Raw genomic sequence first — 18,346 nt, 5'->3', positions numbered from 1 at the left:
TACCCGCCCGGCCGGCGACGTCACGGAGTGCGCGGAACGCGCGGGCTCACACCCGCATCGGCTGCGGCGACTCGCGGCGCGCCGGGTTCGGGCCCTCGTACTCCCGGATGATCTCGTAGCGCGTGTTGCGCTCCACCGGGCGGAAGCCGGCGTCGCGGATCAGTTCCAGCAGGTCCTCGCGGGTCAGCTTGTTCGGGGTACCGAAGTTGTCCGCGTCGTGCGTGATCTTGTACTCGACCACCGAGCCGTCCATGTCGTCCGCGCCGTGCTGGAGGGCGAGCTGCGCGGTCTGCACGCCGTGCATCACCCAGAACACCTTGACGTGCGGGACGTTGTCGAAGAGCAGCCGCGAGACGGCGAAGGTCTTCAGCGCCTCCGCGCCCGTCGCCATGGAGGTGCGGGCCTGGAGGCGGTTGCGGACCTTGCCGTCCTGCATGTCGACGAAGTCGTGCTGGTAGCGCAGCGGGATGAAGACCTGGAACCCGCCGGTCTCGTCCTGGAGTTCACGCAGCCGCAGCACGTGGTCCACGCGGTGGCGGGGCTCCTCGATGTGCCCGTAGAGCATGGTGCTCGGGGTCTTCAGGCCCTTCTCGTGCGCCAGCCGGTGGATGCGCGACCAGTCCTCCCAGTGGGTGCGGTGGTCGACGATGTGCTGCCGCACCTCCCAGTCGAAGATCTCCGCGCCGCCACCGGTCAGGGACTCCAGACCGGCGTCGATCAGCTCGTCGAGGATCTCGGAGGCGGACAGTCCGGAGATCGTCTCGAAGTGGTGGATCTCGGTGGCCGTGAACGCCTTCAGCGACACGTCCGGCAGGGCGGCCTTCAACTCGCGCAGGGAACGCGGGTAGTAGCGCCACGGCAGGTTCGGGTGCAGGCCGTTGACGATGTGCAGCTCGGTGAGGTTCTCCGACTCCATCGCCTTGGCCAGCTTCACGGCCTCCTCGATGCGCATCGTGTACGCGTCCTTCTCCCCCGGCTTGCGCTGGAAGGAGCAGTACGCGCAGGACGCGGTGCACACGTTCGTCATGTTGAGGTGCCGGTTGACGTTGAAGTGCACCACGTCGCCGTTCTTGCGAGTGCGCACCTCGTGGGCGAGGCCGCCGAGCCACGCCAGGTCGTCCGACTCGTACAGCGCGATGCCGTCCTCACGGGTCAGGCGGACGCCCGCCCTGACCTTCTCCTCCAGCTCGCGCTTGAGCCCGACGTCCATGCCTCTACCTCTTTCCTGAAGACTGCGACCACCGTACTCCCCCACCCTCCGGGCGGGGGTGCCCCCAAACGGCGCTCCGCGCCTGAAGGATCAGACCTCCTCGGGCAGCTCACCCACCCGGTTCTCCCACTTCGTGGACAGCACGATGGTGGTACGGGTCCGGGAGACGCCCTTCGTCCCGGACAGCCGCCGGATGATGCTCTCCAGTCCGTCGACGTCCGAGGCGCGCACCTTGAGCATGAAGGAGTCGTCGCCGGCGATGAACCAGCAGTCCTCGATCTCGGAGAGGTCCTTCAGCCGCTGCGCCACGTCCTCGTGGTCGGCGGCGTCGGAGAGCGAAATGCCGATCAGGGCGGTGACGCCGAGACCGAGCGAGGCGGCGTCCACGGTGGCGCGGTAGCCGGTGATGACACCGGCCGCCTCCAGCCGGTTGATGCGGTCGGTGACGCTCGGTCCCGACAGGCCGACGAGGCGCCCCAGCTCCGCGTAAGAGGCCCGGCCGTTCTCCCTCAGGGCCTGGATGAGCTGTCTGTCCACCGCGTCCATGCGATCGAAGCCTTCCACTGAAGAGATCCGACGAGAGATCTGAAGAAAGTTCCTGAAGTGTCGAGTGGTACTGGTACTGCTTGAGCGCCGACTGACGCTACGCGGGCCGGGAGCCGCCCAGTTCGCCCTCCCAGCGACGGTAGAGGCGGTGGGGCACGCCCACCGCGTCCAGGGCCCGGCCGGCGACGAAGTCCACGAGGTGCTGGATGTGCGTCGCCCCGGCGTAGAAGGCGGGCGAGGCGGGCAGGACGGTGGCGCCCGCGTCGTCCAGTGCCACCAGGTGCCGCAGCGTCTGGCCGTTCAGCGGGGTCTCCCGTACGGCCACGACCAGCGGCCTGCCCTCCTTGAGCGTCACGCTCGCCGCCCGTTGCAGCAGATCCTTCGACAGCCCGAGGGCGACGCCCGCCACACAGGCCGTCGAGGCGGGCACGATCAGCATGCCCTGCGCCGGGTACGACCCCGAGGACGGACCGGCCGCCAGGTCACCGGCGCTCCAGTGCCGCACCCCGGTGATGTCCACGTCGAACGTGCCGGGCTTGCCGTCGGCGCCGAGAGACAGCCATTCCCGCAGGTCGTCCCGCCAGTGGGCGTCCCGGAAGGAGATGCCGGTCTCATCGAGCAGGGTGAGCCGCGAGGCCCGGCTGACCACCAGGTCGACGCTCTGTCCGGCGTCGAGCAGCGCACGCAGCACGGCGGCCGCATACGGCGTGCCGGACGCTCCGGACACCCCCACGATCCAAGGCGCGCGCCGCGTTTCTCCTGGCTTCATGTGTCGAGCCTATCCGTCGGTGCTCATGATCCAAACAGCGAGGATCAGACCGTGAGACCGCGCACCAGCAGATCGAGCAGCGCGCACACGAAAAGGGCGATACCGATGAACCCGTTGACGCTGAAGAACGCCCGGTTGAGGCGGGACAGGTCGTGCGGGCGGACGATCGTGTGCTCGTAGACGAAGGCGCCGGCGACGACGGCCAGGCCCAGCCAGAAGAAGGCGCCGGCGCCGGTGGCGACCGCGTACCAGACGAACAGCGCGGTGGTGACGAAGTGGCAGGCCCGCGCTCCCCAGATGGCGGCGGGGATGCCGAAACGGGCCGGCACCGACTTCACACCGATCTCGCGGTCGGTCTCCACGTCCTGGCAGGCGTAGATGAGGTCGAAGCCGCCGATCCAGATGCCGACGGCCAGGCCCAGGATCACCGCCTCCCAGGACCAGCTGCCGGAGATCGCCAGCCAGCCGCCGATCGGGCCCATCGCCTGGGCCAGGCCCAGGATGGCCTGCGGGAAGTTCGTGAACCGCTTGCCGTAGGGGTAGACCACCATCGGGACCACCGCGATGGGCGCGAGGGCCAGGCAGAGCGGGTTGAGCAGGGCCGCGGCCGCCAGGAACACGACGAGCGCGATGAGCGCGCCCGTCCAGGCGTGCCGCACCGACATCGCGCCGGTCACCAGCTCGCGCCGCGCGGTGCGCGGGTTACGGGCGTCGATCTCCCGGTCGATGATCCGGTTGACCGCCATCGCGAACGTGCGCAGCCCCACCATCGCCACGGTGACGAGCAGCAGCCTGCCCCAGTGGATCGTCCTGTCCCACTCGTACATCGCGGTCAGGGAGGCGATGTAGGCGAAGGGCAGCGCGAAGATCGAGTGCTCGATCATCACCAGGCGCAGAAAGGCCTTGGTGCGTCCCGGCTGCGGGATCGCGGCAGACGCCGAGCTCACAGGCCGTACTCCTTCCAACGGCGGTCCACCAGGGCGGCCGTATCCGGGTCCGAGAGGACCATCTCCGGCCACCCGCCGTCCCGCGTGTAGCCCTCCTCGGGCAGCTTCTTCGTCGCGTCGATGCCTGCCTTGCCGCCCCAGAACTGCTGGTAGGAGGCGTGGTCGAGGTGGTCGACGGGGCCTTCCACGACCGTGAGGTCGCGGGCGTAGTCCGTGTTGCCCAGGGCCCGCCAGGCGACCTCGTGCAGATCGTGCACGTCGCAGTCGGCGTCGACGACCACGATCAGCTTGGTCAGCGACATCATGTGTGCCCCCCAGATGGCGTGCATCACCTTCTGGGCGTGCTTGGGGTACTTCTTGTCGATCGAGACGATCGCGCAGTTGTGGAAGCCGCCCGCCTCGGGCAGGTGGTAGTCCACGATGTCCGGGACGATGATCTTCAGCAGGGGCAGGAAGAAGCGCTCGGTGGCACGGCCGAGCGGCCCGTCCTCCGTCGGGGGGCGGCCCACGACGATCGACTGGAGCAGGGGCCGCTTGCGCATCGTCATGCAGTCGATGGTCAGCGCCGGGAAGGGCTCCTGCGGGGTGTAGAAGCCGGTGTGGTCGCCGAACGGCCCCTCGGGCAGCATCTCGCCGGGTTCCAGCCAGCCCTCCAGGACGACCTCGGCGTTCGCCGGGACCTGGAGCGGGACGGTCTTGCAGTCGACCATCTCGATCCGCCTGCCCGCGATGAACCCGGCGAACAGGTACTCGTCGATGTCGCCGGGCAGGGGGGCGGTCGAGGCGTACGTCACGGCCGGGGGGCAGCCGAAGGCGATCGCCACCGGCAGCCGCTCCCCGCGCCGGGCGGCGACCTGGTAGTGGTTGCGGCTGTCCTTGTGGATCTGCCAGTGCATGCCGATGGTGCGCTTGTCGTGGCGCTGGAGGCGGTACAGGCCGAGGTTGCGGACGCCGCTCTCCGGGTCCTTGGTGTGGGTGAGTCCCAGGTTGAAGAAGGAGCCGCCGTCCTGGGGCCAGGTGAAGAGGGCCGGCAGGGCGTCGAGGTCGACGTCGTCGCCGTGCAGGACGACCTCCTGCACGGGCGCGCTGTCGGACTTCACCTTCTTCGGCGGTACGTGCGTCATCGCGCCGAGCTTGCCGAACGCCTCGCGCACGCCCACGAAGCCGTGCGGCAGCTCGGGCCGCAGCAGCCCGCTGATCTTGTCGGAGATCTCGGCGTACGACTTCAGGCCGAGGGCCTTCAGCAGCCGCCGGTCGGTCCCGAAGACGTTCATGGCCAGGGGCATGGCGGAGCCGCGCACGTTCTCGAAGAGCAGCGCGGGGCCGCCCGACTTCTGCACCCGGTCGACGATCTCACCGACTTCCAGATACGGGTCGACCTCGGCCTTGATGCGCTTGAGGTCGCCCTCGCGCTCCAGCGCCCTGAGCAGGGAACGAAGATCGTCGTACGCCATGGGGTCCAGTATCCCCGAGCGGCTACCCTGGCCCCGTCACGGGGCCGGTGCAGGGCCCCTCCACCGCTTTCCAGGGGGCTTCTCGACATGCTCAGGGTGCTGCTGTACTACATCGTGCCGCTGGCACTGATGATCTACGCGTTCATCGACTGCCTGAACACGCCCGAGGACGAGGCCAAGCACCTTCCCAAGGTCGCCTGGGTCTTCATCATCCTGCTCTTCCCGATCGTCGGCTCGATCGTCTGGCTCGCCGCGGGCAGGGACCGGCGCCCCCCGGCGAACGGCCGCACGCCCTCGGAGTGGCACCGCAACCAGCGGCTCGAGTACGTCGCCCCGGACGACAACCCCGCGTTCCTGAAGTCCCTCGCCGAGGAGAACAAGAAGGACGAGGACCTGCTGAAGAACTGGGAGGCCGATCTGCGCCGCCGCGAGGAGGAACTGCGCCGCAAGGAGAACGGCGAGAAGCCGAAGAGTAACTGAGGCGCCGCCGAGGCGACGGGCCGCCCCTGTTCGCCAACTCTCCACATCCGTCACACAGTTGACGGTCATTACCGGCTTGCACCCAGGACACGGTACGGAGTTGATGGTCTCCACTCAGTGACCGGGACGGCCGCGCGCAGGGTTACGACGGCGGTGCGGGCGCGGCTCTCTAGCGCAGCCGGGACGACGACAGGATCGACAGCAGGTGGGCCGGGACCATCACCCAGGTGATGGCGGCGAGGGCGATCAGCGCCCAGCGGGTGACGTCGGTACCGCCGGTGACGGTGTCGCCGATGGCCGCGGCCAGCAGGAGCAGGGACGCCTCGATGCCGTTGGTCACCCGGTGGATCTTGAACGCGGCGGCCAGCCGGCGCACGGTGGCCACGCCCTGCGAGCGCGGCCGGGTCGACTCGTCGTCGGCGACGGCCAGCCCGCGCCGGGCCCGGGCCACGTCGACCAGGTCGGTGGAGGCCTTCAGCAGGACCACGCCGAGGGCGGTCGCCAGGCCCAGCGACACCCAGCCGCCGAAGCCGGACCGGGCCGCGTGGAAGCCGGCGCCCACCATCAGGGCGGCGTCCGCGAGGTAGGCGCCGAGCCGGTCGACGTAGATGCCGGCCGCGCTGTTCTGGCCCTTCCAGCGGGCGACCTCGCCGTCCACGCAGTCGAAGAGGAGGAACAGCTGCATCAGCACGACGGCCAGGACGGCTCCGGTCAGGCCCGGGATCAGCAGCGCGGCGCCGGAGGCGATCCCGCACGCCACCATGGTCCAGGTCAGCTGGTCCGGGGTGACCGGGGTGCGCACCAGGTGCCGGGTGAACCGCAGCGAGATCCTCCGCATGTAGAGGCGGCCCGCCCAGTGCTCGCCGTTGCGGCTCGCCAGTTTCGCCTGCGGCTGGCAGACCTCCCGCAGCTCCTCCAGAACCGGAGCAGCGACCATGACCGTTTCCTCCCACCCATCGGGGCCAACTGCCGCGCGTGCGGCGATGATCGAGTCAGGGTACAGAGTGCGGCGCACGCGGTTCGCGGGGGCGGGCGCCGGCCGTTGCCGTGCGGCGCGCGCGTCAGCACAGTGTGGGCATGGATCAGGAACAGGCACGCTCATGGCTCGCCACCGCCCTCACCGAGGCCCGCGCCGGGCTGGCGGAAGGGGGCATCCCCATCGGAGCCGCGCTCTACGGAGCCGACGGCACCCTGCTCGGCCGCGGCCGCAACCGCCGCGTCCAGGACGACGATCCCTCGACGCACGCGGAGACGGCCGCGTTCCGCGCCGCGGGACGGCAGCGCTCGTACCGCGGTACGACGATGGTGACGACCCTCTCGCCCTGCTGGTACTGCAGTGGCCTGGTCCGTCAGTTCGGCATCTCGCGGGTGGTGATCGGTGAGGCGGCCACGTTCCGGGGCGGGCACGACTGGCTCGCGGAGCACGGTGTGGAGATCGTGGTCCTGGACGACGCGGAGTGCGTCGCGCTGATGCGGGACTTCACCGGGAAGCATCCGGATCTGTGGAACGAGGACATTGGCGAGTAACCACTTCGATCAGGCGTTCGAAGCGGGCTCTCCAGCGCGGCTCCGACTCCGTCTCGCCCTGGAACTCGTGGGTGAAGCGGAGCACGGAGCCGTCCGCGCCGTCGCGCTCCAGGTGGAAGCGGATGCGGCCGCCGCCCTCCACGGTGTACTCGGCGACCCGGTCCACGTCCCACGCGGTGATCCGCCCGCTGCCGAGGCCGCGCAGGCTCACCGCGCCGCCGAGCCGGGGTTCCAGCTCGTCGACGCCGGTGAACCAGCGCGCGAGGCCCTCCGGTGTGGTCAGCTCCGGCCAGACCTGCTCCATGGGCCTGGGGAGCCGCACCAGGAAGGTGAGGAGGTGTGTGTTCCCGTGGATCCGGCTGGTGCCCTGTTCGATGGAACCGGTCATGACACCAGTGTCACCGAGGGGCCGGTCAGACGCCCGAGTACGAGTGCTTGCCGCTGACGAAGATGTTCACGCCGTAGTAGTTGAAGAGCCAGCAGCCGAACGCGATCAGCGCGATGTAGGCGGCCTTGCGGCCCTTCCAGCCGGCCGTGGAGCGGGCGTGCAGGTAGCAGGCGTAGGCGACCCAGGTGATGAAGGACCAGGTCTCCTTGGGGTCCCAGCCCCAGTAGCGGCCCCAGGCGGACTCGGCCCAGATGGCACCCGCGATGATCGTGAACGTCCACAGCGGGAAGACGGCGGCGTTGATGCGGTAGGAGAACTTGTCCAGGGACGCCGAGGCCGGCAGCCGCTCCAGGACGGAGGTCGCGAAGCGGCCGGGCTTCCCGCCGGAGGCGAGCTTGTTCTCGTAGGAGTCCTTGAACAGGTACAGCAGGGTGCCGACCGCGCCGACGTAGAAGACCGCGCCGCAGAAGATCGCGGTGGAGACGTGGATGTACAGCCAGTACGAGTGCAGGGCCGGGACCAGCTGGTCGCTCGCCGTGTAGAGCACGGTGACCGCGAGGCCGAGGTCGAGCAGGACGGTGGTGGTCAGGAACAGGCCGAGCCAGCGCACGTTCTTCTTCAGCGCGAGCAGCAGCAGGTAGACGCCGACCGCGACCGTGGAGAAGGTGATGTTGAACTCGTACATGTTGCCCCATGGCGCCCGCTGCACGGAGGCCGCGCGGGCGATCACGCCGCCCAGGGCGAGGAGGAAGCCGAGGACGCTGAGGGACACCGCGATCCGGCCGTACAGGTCGCCCTTCTCGTCACCGCCGTGCGCGCCGGGCCCGTCGGGCACGTCGCGGGCGCCGGCGGCGGACCGTACGACGACCTTGGGGCGCTCCAGTACGGCGGTGCCCCCGGCGGACTTCACCGTCACGGCCGGGCCTTGCGCCTTGGCCGCGCCGTCCTTGGCGGTCAGCGCGGCGGCCGTACGGGCCACCTTGCTGCGGCTGCCGAAGAGCCATTCGGTGATGTACGCGAAGAAGGCCAGGGTGTAGACGGCCATCGCGGAGTAGATCAGCGTGTTGCTGATATTGGCCAGGTTCTCGTTGGACGCCGTGGCTAGCTCGGTCGCGGCGGCGAGAGTCATTTCTCCTCAGCCCCTTCGGCGGGTACGGGGGTGCCGGTGTCCGGCTCCCGGTCAGGGTCGGCGTCGGCCTGAGCGGGCGCCTTGTCGTGGACGAGGGCGGCCAGGTCGCCGAGCTCCTCGGGGAGTTTCGCGGACTCGCTGCGGCCCAGGCCCGCCATCTCGACGACGGTCACGCCGTCGGCACCCCGCACGGCGCGCACCCAGACGCGGCGGCGCTGGATGAACAGGGAGCCGGCCAGTCCGGCGATGGCGGCGAGCGCGCCGGTGAGCGCCCAGCCGGTGCCGGGCTGCTGCACGATCTGGAAGCCGGCCCACTCCTTGATGCCCTTGTCGAAGGTGATGGAGCCGGCGCCGTTCGGCAGCGTCATGGTCTCGCCGGGCAGCAGCCGGGCGGCGACGATCCTGCCCTTGGCGTCCTTGAACTGCTTGAGGTTCGGGTTCTTGGTGTCGAGCTGGTAGACGTTCTGCGGGACGCCCGCGTCGACGCCCAGGTCGCCGTGGTAGCCGGTCAGCGCGAGGACGGGGAAGTCCAGCGCCGGGAACTGGGAGAACATCGTGCCCTTGCCGGCACCGGCAAAGGTCGGCACGAAGAACGCGGAGAAGCCGAGCTGCTCGGACTTGCCCTGAGCGTTCTTGTAGCCGTCGAGCACCTTGATCGCGCCCTGCGAGGTGACGTTGGCGTCGACCGGCAGCAGCGGCACGGCCTGGTGGTAGACCACCTCGCCCTTGCCGTTCCGGACGGTGACGGTGGGGGCGTAGCCGTGGCTGACGAGGTAGACCCGGGCGTCGTCGACGCTCAGCGGGTGGTTGGGCGAGACGCTGGCCTTCTGCTCCTTGCCGTGGGCGCCCACGCTGTAGGTGATGTCCGCCCGGTACACGCGCGGCGTGCCCTTCTGCGGGCCGGTGCGCTCGTAGGTGCCGGTGAACTTCTTCAGGTTGAAGCTGAAGGGCACCAGGTCGTCGTCGTTGAAGAGGTTGCCGGACTTGAAGTCGTCGTACTGGGTGAGGGTGTTGGCGAAGCCGTCGCCCTCGACGATCAGCTTGTTGCCCTCGGTCTTGAACAACTGGCCGCAGGCGAAGGCGATCAGCATCACGATCAGCGCGATGTGGAAGACGAGGTTGCCGGCCTCGCGCAGGTAGCCCTTCTCGGCGGCGACGGCGTCACCCTCGGCCAGGGCGCGGAAGCGGCGCCGCTTGAGGATCCCCAGCGCGGTCTCGCGGACCTCCTCGGGGGCGGCGGCGGTGCGCCAGGTGGTGTACGCGGGCAGCCGGTCCAGCCGCTTGGGGGCGCCCGGCGGCCGACCGCGCAACTGGCCCACGAACTGCCAGGTGCGCGGCACGATGCAGCCGATGAGGGAGACGAACAGCAGGATGTAGATCGCGGAGAACCACACCGAGCTGTAGACGTGGAACAGGCCGAGCCTGTCGTAGACGGGCGCGAGCGTCGTGTGCGCCTGCCTGAAGGCTTCGACCTTCAGCGCGTCGGTGCCGCTCTGCGGGATCAGCGAGCCGGGGACGGCGCCGAGGGAGAGCAGGAACAGCAGCATCAGCGCGACGCGCATGGAGGTGAGCTGCCGCCAGAACCAGCGGGCCCAGCCGACGGTCTCCCGCCAGGTCCAGGCGAGCCGGCCGGCCAGTCCGGGCGCCCGGTTGCCGCCGAAGGAACCGGGGACGGACGTCTCCGTGGGGGCGGTGGACAGCTGGGACCCGGCGGCGCCGAGGTCCTCGTCACCGGGCGGCACCACCACCGGGGTCTCGTCGTCCGTCGTGCTGGTTGGCGTCTTGCTCATGGATCAGATCCCCACAGTGAAGCCGGTGGACCACGTCTGCATCTCCTGCACCAGCCGGTCCCAGGCGCCGGTCAGCAGCAGCACGCCGGTCACGATCATCATCGTGCCGCCGACGCGCATCACCCAGACATAGTGGCGCTTGACCCAGCCGAAGGCTCCCAGCGCCTTGCGGAAGGCGATCGCGGTGAGCACGAACGGGATGCCGAGGCCGGCGCAGTAGGCGACGGTCAGCAGGGCGCCGCGCCCGGCGCTGGCCTGGGTGGAGGAGAGCGCCACCACGGAGGCGAGGGTCGGGCCGATGCACGGGGTCCAGCCGACTCCGAACAAGGCCCCGAGGACGGGTGCGCCCACCAGGCCGGTGCTGGGGCGCGTGTGGAAGCGGAACTCACGCTGGGTCAGCCAGGGCATCAGGCCCATGAAGAAGACGCCCATGAGGATCATGAGCACGCCCAGCACCTTGGACAGGGTGCCCTTGTAGTCCTGGAGGGTCTGCCCGAAGAACCCGAACAGTGCCCCGCCGGAGACGAAGACCACGGTGAAGCCGAGGACGAAGAGGGCGGCGCCGGCGGTCATCCGTCCGCGCCGGGCCTCGGCCAGGTCCGTTCCGGTGACCCCGGTCACATAGGAGAGGTAGCCGGGGACGAGCGGCAGGACGCAGGGGGAGAAGAACGAGACGAGCCCGCCGAGTACGGCGACGGGCAGCGCGAGCAACAGGGCTCCGCTGAACACCGTCTGATTGGGATCAGTGGCTGCGGCCAGTAGCACGACGGCTCACTTCTCCGCGACGACCGGGTCGAGCATCTTGCGCAGCTTGTCCTCGCTGAGCGCCTGGAGGGCGCGCGCGGCGATCTTCCCGTCCCGGTCGACGATGATCGTGGTGGGGATCATCTGCGGGTTCAGGGTGCCCTTCTGGAAGCGGAGCATGAGCTTGCCGGTCGGGTCGTACAGGCTCGGGTACGACACGTCGAACTGCTTCTCGAACGCGAGGGCCGGCTGGGTGCTGGTGTCGCGCGTGTTGATGCCGACGAACTGCACGCCCTTGCCGGCGGTGTCCTTGGCCACCTTCGCCAGGTTGGGCGCCTCGGCGCGGCACGGCGAGCACCAGGAGCCCCAGACGTTCAGGACGACGACCTTGCCCTTGTAGGAGCTCATGTCGAGCTGCTTGCCCTCGAGGGTCTTGCCGGACAGGTCGGGGGCGGGCTTGCGGTCGCCCTTCGGCACGGTCGCGATGCCGTCGGCGCCGGTGATGAAGTTGGTGTTGCCCGAGCCGCCGGAGGTGCCGCCGGAGCCGCAGGCGGACAGGGCGAGTGCCAGAGCGGCGCCCCCGGCGGCGAGCAGGGCGGCGCGGCCACGGACACGGCTCGAACGCGTGCGGTGCGGACGGGGCGTGCGGTTCGCCCGGTTCGAGCACTGGGGGGCACGACTGACGGCACTCATGTGAAAAGTTTCGCATGCCCCTTCCGGGGATCTTGCGCACCCCCCTCACGGCCGGAAAAGCGCATTTCAGGCCGCCTTCGAGGGGTCCTCCGTGCTCGGCGTACCGGTGCTGCCGGGATCCCCGAGGAACCCCTTCCAGCCACCGGCCGGCCGCTGCCCGACGTCGAGGGTGCGCAGCCTGGCCAGCACCTCCGGCTTCTGCACGTCCATCCAGTCGACGAACTGCCGGAAGGAGACCATGCGCACGTCGGCACCCTTCTCCTTCTCCCGCGCGATGTGCTTGAAGGCCTCCTCGACGGAGTCCATGTAGATGCCGCCGTTCCACTGTTCGAAGTGGTTGCCTATGAAGTATGGCGCCCGGTTTGTCTCGTATGCCCGCCTGAAGCCCTGGATGTAGGCCTGCGCGGACTGCTGGCGCCAGCCCGGGTGGTTGTGGGCGGGAGCGTTGGTGGAGTTGACGGACTGGTTCGCGAGCATGTTGTAGTCCATCGAGAGGACCTCGAACCCGCGGCCGGGGAAGGGTATCTGCTGCAACGGCAGGTCCCAGATGCCCAGCCGCTTGTCCGGCCACACCTGGCGGCCACCGGGCGAGGAGGCGTCGTAGCGCCAGCCGAGCTCGCGGGCGGTGGGCAGCAACTGGTTCTGGCCGAGCAGGCAGGGGGTGCGGCCGCCGACGAGTTCCTTGTCGTAGTCGAAGGGCAGGGCGGGCAGATCGGTCCAGCCGGTGTTGGTCCGCCACTCCTTCACGAACGCCTTGGCCTGGTCGATCTCGCTGCGCCACTGCTTGGGCGTCCAGCCCCCGACCGAGCCGTGGCCGGAGCAGAAGTGGCCGTTGAAGTGGGTGCCGATCTCGTGGCCCTCGAGCCAGGCGCGGCGGACGTTGGTGAGTGTGGCCTTGACGTGGTCGTCGGTCAGATAGCCGATGTCGGAGGCGCCGCGCGGGTTGTTCGGCGGGTCGTACAGGCGCTTCTTCGACTCCGGCAGCAGATAGAGCCCGGAGAGGAAGAAGGTCATGTGCGCCTCGTGCTGCCTGGCCAGGTCCAGGAAGCGCGGGAACAGTCCGTTGCCGACCTCGCCGGCCCCGTCCCAGGAGAAGACGACGAACTGCGGCGGGGTCTCGCCCGGCTCCAGCGGGACCGGCGCGGCCGGCTGGTGCGGCTGCTTGCCGGTGAACGAGGTCGAGCCGTCGCCGATGAGGCGCGCGGGAGGTGTCGTACGCGCACGCGCGCTGGGCGTGCGCGCGCCGGGGGAAGCACCGGTGCGGCCCGGGTCCGAGGACTTGACGCTGCCGCAGCCCGTGAGCCCGACGGCGGCCGCGGCCCCCGCGCCGAGGCCGAGTAGTCCCCTTCGGGAGAAGGTGCGCATGAGATCCCCGATTCGTCACTGCCGCTGGTGGTCACTCACTCAGAGGCGGCGACGAACGCGGGGGTTCCGCGAGCCGATATGAATCTCACAACAAACGCATAGGAAGAGTGCGGCACGGGCGAGACCTCGCGGTTCCGCCCGTGCCCTTCCCGTCCTGACGCGTCGTTCTCTACGCGCCGAACGCCTTGCCCTGCCCCTTCACCGGCTTGGCGCCCGCGAGGAGATGGGCCGGCACCAGGTCGCGGGCCGGCTCGGTGTAGCCGACGGAGACGATGCGGTCGCCCCGGTAGGTGAACGTCGTCAGCGAGGCGAGCGTGCACTGCCGCTTGCGCGGGTCGTGCCACAGCCGCCGCCGCTCGACGTAGGAGCGCACGATCCAGATCGGCAGCTGGTGGCTGACGAGCACCGCCTCGTGTCCGCGCGCCTTGTCCTTCGCCGCGTTCAGCGCGCCCATCATGCGCACCACTTGGTCGATGTACGGCTCGCCCCAGGACGGCTTGAACGGGTTGACCACGTGCTTCCAGTTGGCGGGCCGGCGCAGCGCGCCGTCGCCCACGCCGAAGGTCTTGCCCTGGAAGATGTTGGCCGCCTCGATCAGCCGCTCGTCGGTGGCGAGGTCGAGTCCGTGCGCCTTCGCTATCGGCGTCGCCGTCTCCTGCGCCCGCTCCAGCGGGGAGGCGACGACGTAGGTGATGTCGCGGGGGGCGAGGTGCTCGGCGACCCGCTCGGCCATCTTCCGCCCGAGCTCGGACAGGTGGTAGCCGGGCAGCCGTCCGTACAGGATCCCGTCCGGGTTCTCGACCTCGCCGTGCCGCATGAGGTGGACGACGGTGATGTCGTCCCGGCCGTTCTTCTCGGGGGCGTCGCTCATGCCGTCGCCTCCGCCGCCGCACGGGCCGCCGCCGGAAGGGCGTCGGCGATCCGCTGGAGTGCCGTCTCGTCGTGCGCGGTGGAGACGAACCAGGACTCGAAGGACGAGGGCGGCAGGTAGACGCCGTTCGCCAGCATCGCGTGGAAGAACGCGGTGAAGCGGTACGACTCCTGCGCCTTGGCGTCCTCGTAGTCGCGCACCGGGCGGTCCGTGAAGAACACGGAGAACATGTTGGAGGCGTTCTGCAGGGTGTGCGCCACGCCCTCCTTGGTCAGCGCCTCGGAGACCATGGCCTGGATCTGCTGCGAGACGGAGTCGACCTTGGTGTACGCCGCGTCGTCGAGCAGGCGCAGCTGGGCGAGCCCGGCGGCGGTGGCGACGGGGTTCCCGGAGAGGGTGCCGGCCTGGTAGACGGGCCCGGCAGGGGCGAGGTGCGCCATGACGTCGGCGCGCCCGCCGAACGCGGCGGCCGGGAATCCGCCGCCCATCACCTTCCCGAAGGTCATCAGGTCGGGCTCGACCCCGTCGACGCCGTACCACCCGGCCCGGCTGGTGCGGAAGCCCGTCATGACCTCGTCGGAGATGTACAGGGCGCCGTTCTCGCCGCAGAGGTCCTTGAGTCCCTGGTTGAACCCGGGCAGCGGCGGCACCACGCCCATGTTGCCCGGCGAGGCCTCGGTGATCACACAGGCGATCTCGCCCGGGTGCGCGGCGAAGGCGGCGCGCACGGCGTCGAGGTCGTTGTACGGCAGCACGATCGTGTCGCCGGCCTGGGCGCCGGTGACGCCGGGGGTGTCGGGCAGGGCGAAGGTGGCGACCCCCGACCCGGCCGCGGCGAGGAGGGAGTCGACGTGCCCGTGGTAGCACCCGGCGAACTTGATCACCTTGGACCGCCGGGTGAACCCGCGGGCGAGCCGGATCGCGGACATGGTGGCCTCGGTCCCGCTGGAGACCAGCCGCACCCGCTCCAGCGGGCCGACCCGGTTCACCATCTCCTCGGCGAGCGCGACCTCACCCTCACCGGGCGTCCCGAAGGACGTGCCGTACGCGACCGCCTCCTGCACGGCGGCGATCACCTCGGGGTGCGCGTGCCCGAGGATCATCGGACCCCAGGAGCACACGAGGTCGACGTACTCCCGCCCGTCGGCGTCCTTCAGGTACGGACCGCTGCCGGAGACCATGAACCGGGGCGTGCCGCCCACGGCGCGGAAGGCGCGCACCGGCGAGTTCACGCCGCCGGGCGTGACGGCCGCCGCACGGTCGAACAGCGCCTGCGAGACAGGGGCTTCGTAGGGATATGGCAGTTCGCTCATGACCTGCGACTTCTCCGACTTCTCGGGGGTTCTCCGAATACGGTGGGCAGTGACCTGTTCAGGGTAGGCCAGCGACGGCGGCGGACCGGGGGCGGAGCGGCCCGCTCCGGCCGGATTCGGGTGCGACGAGCGGCGGATTCGAGGATTCGGAGCGGTCCATCTGCGAAACTGGGCTCCGCGTACGTATGGACAAGCGAAGGGTCGTGTCGGGGACCGCCCGGATCCCGCGGGCAGAAGTTTTGGCGCACGTTTCGGCGGGCGGCCGCGGGGGAGGTCACTGAGACGATGATCGGGTTGCGCGGCGGGGGCCACGCGTCCTAGAAAAGCAGTCGGGTGGAGATATGCATCGCGGTGGCGGACTGGGCGAGGGGACTGACGGTCTGGGTCCTCGACGTGCCCGGCGGGGAAGGCACCGGCGCGACGCTGAGGAAGAGAGCGAAGCACGCCAGGCACGGAATGTACCGAGTGAGTCCGAGCGGACGGACCGGCGAGGCGACGGCCGGGCCGAGCTGCTGGGAGCAGGGAGCGGGAAGGGTGGTCGGGTGGGGGTGACGTACAAGTATTTCGGCGCGCCCGACGGCGCGACGGCGGCCCGCGTCCCGATCTCGATGCGCCCCGAGGAACTCGGCGGCGACGAGCTCGGCATGGGCGGCATGTTCACCAAGATCAAGCCGGAGACGATGGCCGCCATGGTGCTGACCGGCATCGAGGGCGTGCCCCTGCACAAGGTGCCGCCGCTCGAGCTGGTCGTCCTGCACCCCGACTACGCGGTCGTGAAACTCCCGACGACCGCGGTCGACCCCCTGCGCGACATCGGCGAGGAAGCGGTCGGCGCGGCCGCCTTCATCTGGTCCACGGTCCCGGACCGCGGCGGCCCGCGGGACGCGTTCAACGTGTACCAGCTGCTGCACGAGTGGCAGGACTTCTCGCACCGGCTGCACGAGGCGGGGCATCAGCCGTATTGCCTGGTGTGGCCCTGAGCCGGGATTTCGCAGGGTGGGGCGGTCCTTTCGGGTCCCGTCCCCTGCAACACCGGCCGGGAGAGGCCGCCAGGGCACATCGAGGGCACACTGGTTGAGGAGCTGCGCGGCCGGCTGAACGCCGGGCACCAGCGCAACCGGCCCGCCCTGCGGATCTCCGGCCCTGAGCACAAGCCGAAGGCTGGGCGGCCTTCGCACCCCCCTCGTCTCCCCGAGCCGCATCCCGTGGCAACGTCGTCGCACAGGGCGGACAGTGGGATCGGGGGCATCAGGGAAACGAGTTGATCATGGATCGTTACCCGCCCATTGCCGACCACGGCCTCGTCGGCGACCTGCAAACCGCTGCTCTGGTCTCGTCCCAGGGGGTCGTCGACTGGTTCGCGGCTCCCCGGTTCGACTCGCCCACTGTCTTCGCTGCCCTACTCGACCACGACCGCGGCGGCTACTTCCTGTTCGCACCGGAGAGCCGGAACACCATGTGCAAGCAGCTCTACTACCCCGACACCGCAGTCCTGGTCACGCGGTTCATGTCGCCGGACGGGGTCGGCGAAGTTTTCGACTGCATGCCACCGGATCGCACCGGCACCCCCACTGACCGGCATGTGCTGATACGCGGCGTACGGGCGGTGCGCGGAACGGTGCACTTCACTTTGGAGTGCCGTCCGCGCTTCGACTACGGCCGGGCCACCCACGAGCTCGACGTGCAGGGCCATACCGCCACGTTCCGGCCACCGAACGCCACTGCCTATCTGCAAAGCACCTTCCCCCTGAAGCAGGACGGCACGGACGTGCGGGGTGCGGTGACCTTGAGGTCGGGTGAGGTGGCCGCGGCGGTGTTCACCGTCGGCGGCCCGGATGGCGACCCCCCGCCGCCGGTCACCCCGGGCCGGGCGATGGAGCGGTTCTGGGACGTGGTGGATTTCTGGCAGGACTGGGTGCGCTCCTCCCGGTACCGCGGCCGGTGGCAGGGCGTGGTGCACCGTTCGGCGATCACGCTCAAGTTGCTCACCTACGCACCCACAGGTGCTCCCGTCGCCGCCGCCACCATGGGTCTGCCCGAGCAGATCGGGGGTGAACGCAACTGGGACTACCGCTACACCTGGGTCCGCGACGGCTCCCTGTCCGTGCGTGCCCTGCTCGACCTGGGGTTCGCCGAGGAGGCGGCCCAGTTCACGCGCTGGATGGGCGACCGCCTCCAGGCCCGGGAGGGCGTCGATGGCGAGCCGCTGCACATCATGTACCGAGTCGACGGAGACCCCGAACTGCCGGAAGAGGTTCTCTCGCACTTCGAGGGCTATCGGGGTTCGTATCCCGTGCGAGTGGGGAACGCGGCGGCCGATCAGCTGCAGCTGGACATCTACGGGGAGGCGCTCTATGCCTTGTCGGAGGGGCATGAGGTCACCATGGGAGGCAGCTACCACGGCTGGAAGAACCTCGCGCGGACGCTGGACTGGCTGGCCGATTCCTGGGATCGCCCCGACGAGGGCGTCTGGGAGACCCGTGGCGGGCGCCAGGACTTCACCTTCAGCCGGGTGATGGCGTGGGTGGCCTTCGACCGGGGGCTGCGCCTGGCGAGAGAGTCCAGCCGTCCCGCCGACGCTCCTCGTTGGACCGCGGCGCGCGACGCGATCCTCGAACAGGTGATGGAGCGGGGCTGGAACGAGAAGGAACAGGCCCTCGTCCAGCACTACGGAAGCGATGTCCTCGACGCTTCGCTGCTGCTGGTTCCGCGCGTCGGGTTCCTGGCTCCCAGGACGGTGAGCTGGCTGTCGACCCTGGACGCGATGGAGCGCAGGCTGGTGTCGGACAGCCTCGTCTACCGCTACGACCCTGCGGCCTCCCCGGACGGTCTGCGGGGCTCCGAAGGCACGTTCAGTCTCTGCACCTTCCTCTATGTGGACGCTCTGGCTCGCGCCGGGCGGATTCGTCCGGCGCGCTATGCCTTCGAGAAGATGCAGACCTATGCCAACCACGTCGGCCTGTTCGCTGAGGAGATCGGCCCCAGTGGCGAGCAACTGGGCAACTTCCCGCAGGCTTTCACGCATCTGTCGCTGATTATGGCCGCCACCACGCTGGACGACGCCCTCGACCAGCAGCGCGACTGAGAACCACGGATCCGGGACGCACGGCGAAAGGCGCG

At 69.8% G+C, this 18,346-nt stretch carries 18 protein-coding genes; 4 read left to right on the top strand and 14 right to left on the bottom strand.

The window, feature by feature from the left end:
* Positions 1 to 46: 46 nt before the first annotated feature.
* From mqnE to ACIQFZ_RS17985, 5 genes are all read right to left on the bottom strand, one after another.
* On the bottom strand, positions 47 to 1,210 hold the full coding sequence (mqnE, locus tag ACIQFZ_RS18005; RefSeq protein WP_402691639.1) for an aminofutalosine synthase MqnE: 1,164 nt from the start codon (positions 1,208 to 1,210) through the stop codon (positions 47 to 49).
* Positions 1,211 to 1,300: 90 nt separating this feature from the next.
* The gene (locus ACIQFZ_RS18000) at positions 1,301 to 1,756 is read right to left on the bottom strand and encodes an Lrp/AsnC family transcriptional regulator (protein WP_141366372.1); all 456 of its coding nucleotides are present in this window, start codon (positions 1,754 to 1,756) and stop codon (positions 1,301 to 1,303) included.
* Positions 1,757 to 1,853: 97 nt separating this feature from the next.
* Entirely contained in the window at positions 1,854 to 2,525 is a 672-nt protein-coding gene (locus ACIQFZ_RS17995; protein ID WP_361418280.1) for a flavoprotein, read from the bottom strand.
* 44 nt (positions 2,526 to 2,569) lie between these two features.
* Entirely contained in the window at positions 2,570 to 3,472 is a 903-nt protein-coding gene (mqnP, locus tag ACIQFZ_RS17990; protein ID WP_376651861.1) for a menaquinone biosynthesis prenyltransferase MqnP, read from the bottom strand.
* Positions 3,469 to 4,926: a menaquinone biosynthesis decarboxylase gene (locus ACIQFZ_RS17985; protein ID WP_402691638.1), complete on the bottom strand. Its 1,458-nt coding sequence runs from the start codon at positions 4,924 to 4,926 to the stop codon at positions 3,469 to 3,471. Before ACIQFZ_RS17985 ends, mqnP begins: the two co-directional genes overlap by 4 nt.
* A gap of 87 nt (positions 4,927 to 5,013) precedes the next feature.
* On the opposite strand from ACIQFZ_RS17985, the gene ACIQFZ_RS17980 reads away from it, so the two are divergent.
* Complete coding sequence (locus tag ACIQFZ_RS17980) at positions 5,014 to 5,406, top strand: PLD nuclease N-terminal domain-containing protein (protein ID WP_402691637.1); 393 nt, start codon at positions 5,014 to 5,016, stop codon at positions 5,404 to 5,406.
* Positions 5,407 to 5,575: 169 nt separating this feature from the next.
* On the opposite strand, the gene ACIQFZ_RS17975 is transcribed toward ACIQFZ_RS17980, so the two are convergent.
* Entirely contained in the window at positions 5,576 to 6,343 is a 768-nt protein-coding gene (locus tag ACIQFZ_RS17975) for a CDP-alcohol phosphatidyltransferase family protein (RefSeq protein ID WP_365416535.1), read from the bottom strand.
* Positions 6,344 to 6,483: 140 nt separating this feature from the next.
* Here ACIQFZ_RS17975 and ACIQFZ_RS17970 point away from each other — a divergent pair, with 140 nt between their 5' ends.
* Positions 6,484 to 6,933: a nucleoside deaminase gene (locus ACIQFZ_RS17970; RefSeq protein ID WP_365416533.1), complete on the top strand. Its 450-nt coding sequence runs from the start codon at positions 6,484 to 6,486 to the stop codon at positions 6,931 to 6,933.
* On the opposite strand, the gene ACIQFZ_RS17965 is transcribed toward ACIQFZ_RS17970, so the two are convergent.
* From ACIQFZ_RS17965 to hemL, 8 genes are all read right to left on the bottom strand, one after another.
* The gene (locus ACIQFZ_RS17965) at positions 6,887 to 7,321 is read right to left on the bottom strand and encodes an SRPBCC domain-containing protein (RefSeq protein ID WP_402691636.1); all 435 of its coding nucleotides are present in this window, start codon (positions 7,319 to 7,321) and stop codon (positions 6,887 to 6,889) included. The genes ACIQFZ_RS17970 and ACIQFZ_RS17965 overlap by 47 nt on opposite strands.
* Before the next feature lie 25 nt (positions 7,322 to 7,346).
* Positions 7,347 to 8,450 (bottom strand): c-type cytochrome biogenesis protein CcsB, encoded by a 1,104-nt coding sequence (ccsB, locus tag ACIQFZ_RS17960; RefSeq protein WP_383057277.1) that lies wholly within the window; start codon positions 8,448 to 8,450, stop codon positions 7,347 to 7,349.
* The gene (locus tag ACIQFZ_RS17955; RefSeq protein ID WP_402691635.1) at positions 8,447 to 10,240 is read right to left on the bottom strand and encodes a cytochrome c biogenesis protein ResB; all 1,794 of its coding nucleotides are present in this window, start codon (positions 10,238 to 10,240) and stop codon (positions 8,447 to 8,449) included. Before ACIQFZ_RS17955 ends, ccsB begins: the two co-directional genes overlap by 4 nt.
* A gap of 3 nt (positions 10,241 to 10,243) precedes the next feature.
* The gene (locus ACIQFZ_RS17950; RefSeq protein ID WP_365416528.1) at positions 10,244 to 11,005 is read right to left on the bottom strand and encodes a cytochrome c biogenesis protein CcdA; all 762 of its coding nucleotides are present in this window, start codon (positions 11,003 to 11,005) and stop codon (positions 10,244 to 10,246) included.
* Positions 11,006 to 11,011: 6 nt separating this feature from the next.
* Positions 11,012 to 11,677 carry a TlpA disulfide reductase family protein gene (locus ACIQFZ_RS17945; protein WP_365416526.1) on the bottom strand — a complete coding sequence of 222 codons (666 nt, stop codon included), beginning with the start codon at positions 11,675 to 11,677 and terminating at the stop codon, positions 11,012 to 11,014.
* A gap of 66 nt (positions 11,678 to 11,743) precedes the next feature.
* On the bottom strand, positions 11,744 to 13,042 hold the full coding sequence (locus ACIQFZ_RS17940) for a hypothetical protein (RefSeq protein ID WP_402691634.1): 1,299 nt from the start codon (positions 13,040 to 13,042) through the stop codon (positions 11,744 to 11,746).
* 169 nt (positions 13,043 to 13,211) lie between these two features.
* Positions 13,212 to 13,913, bottom strand: coding sequence for a histidine phosphatase family protein (locus tag ACIQFZ_RS17935; protein ID WP_376402128.1), 702 nt, complete (start codon positions 13,911 to 13,913; stop codon positions 13,212 to 13,214).
* A complete protein-coding gene (hemL, locus tag ACIQFZ_RS17930; RefSeq protein WP_365416521.1) occupies positions 13,910 to 15,226 on the bottom strand; it encodes a glutamate-1-semialdehyde 2,1-aminomutase in 1,317 nt (438 codons plus the stop codon). Before hemL ends, ACIQFZ_RS17935 begins: the two co-directional genes overlap by 4 nt.
* A gap of 341 nt (positions 15,227 to 15,567) precedes the next feature.
* Between hemL and ACIQFZ_RS17925 the strand changes: the two genes are divergently transcribed.
* Positions 15,568 to 16,206, top strand: a complete 639-nt coding sequence (locus ACIQFZ_RS17925) for a hypothetical protein (RefSeq protein WP_376651856.1) — start codon at positions 15,568 to 15,570, stop codon at positions 16,204 to 16,206.
* Positions 16,207 to 16,493: 287 nt separating this feature from the next.
* Positions 16,494 to 18,311: a glycoside hydrolase family 15 protein gene (locus ACIQFZ_RS17920; protein ID WP_402691633.1), complete on the top strand. Its 1,818-nt coding sequence runs from the start codon at positions 16,494 to 16,496 to the stop codon at positions 18,309 to 18,311.
* The last annotated feature ends 35 nt before the right edge of the window (positions 18,312 to 18,346 follow it).

The organism is Streptomyces sp. NPDC093064, assembly GCF_044754605.1.
GTDB lineage: Bacteria > Actinomycetota > Actinomycetes > Streptomycetales > Streptomycetaceae > Streptomyces.
Note: the sequence above shows the minus strand (reverse complement) of the source record. Positions and strands in the feature narration are given on the sequence as shown.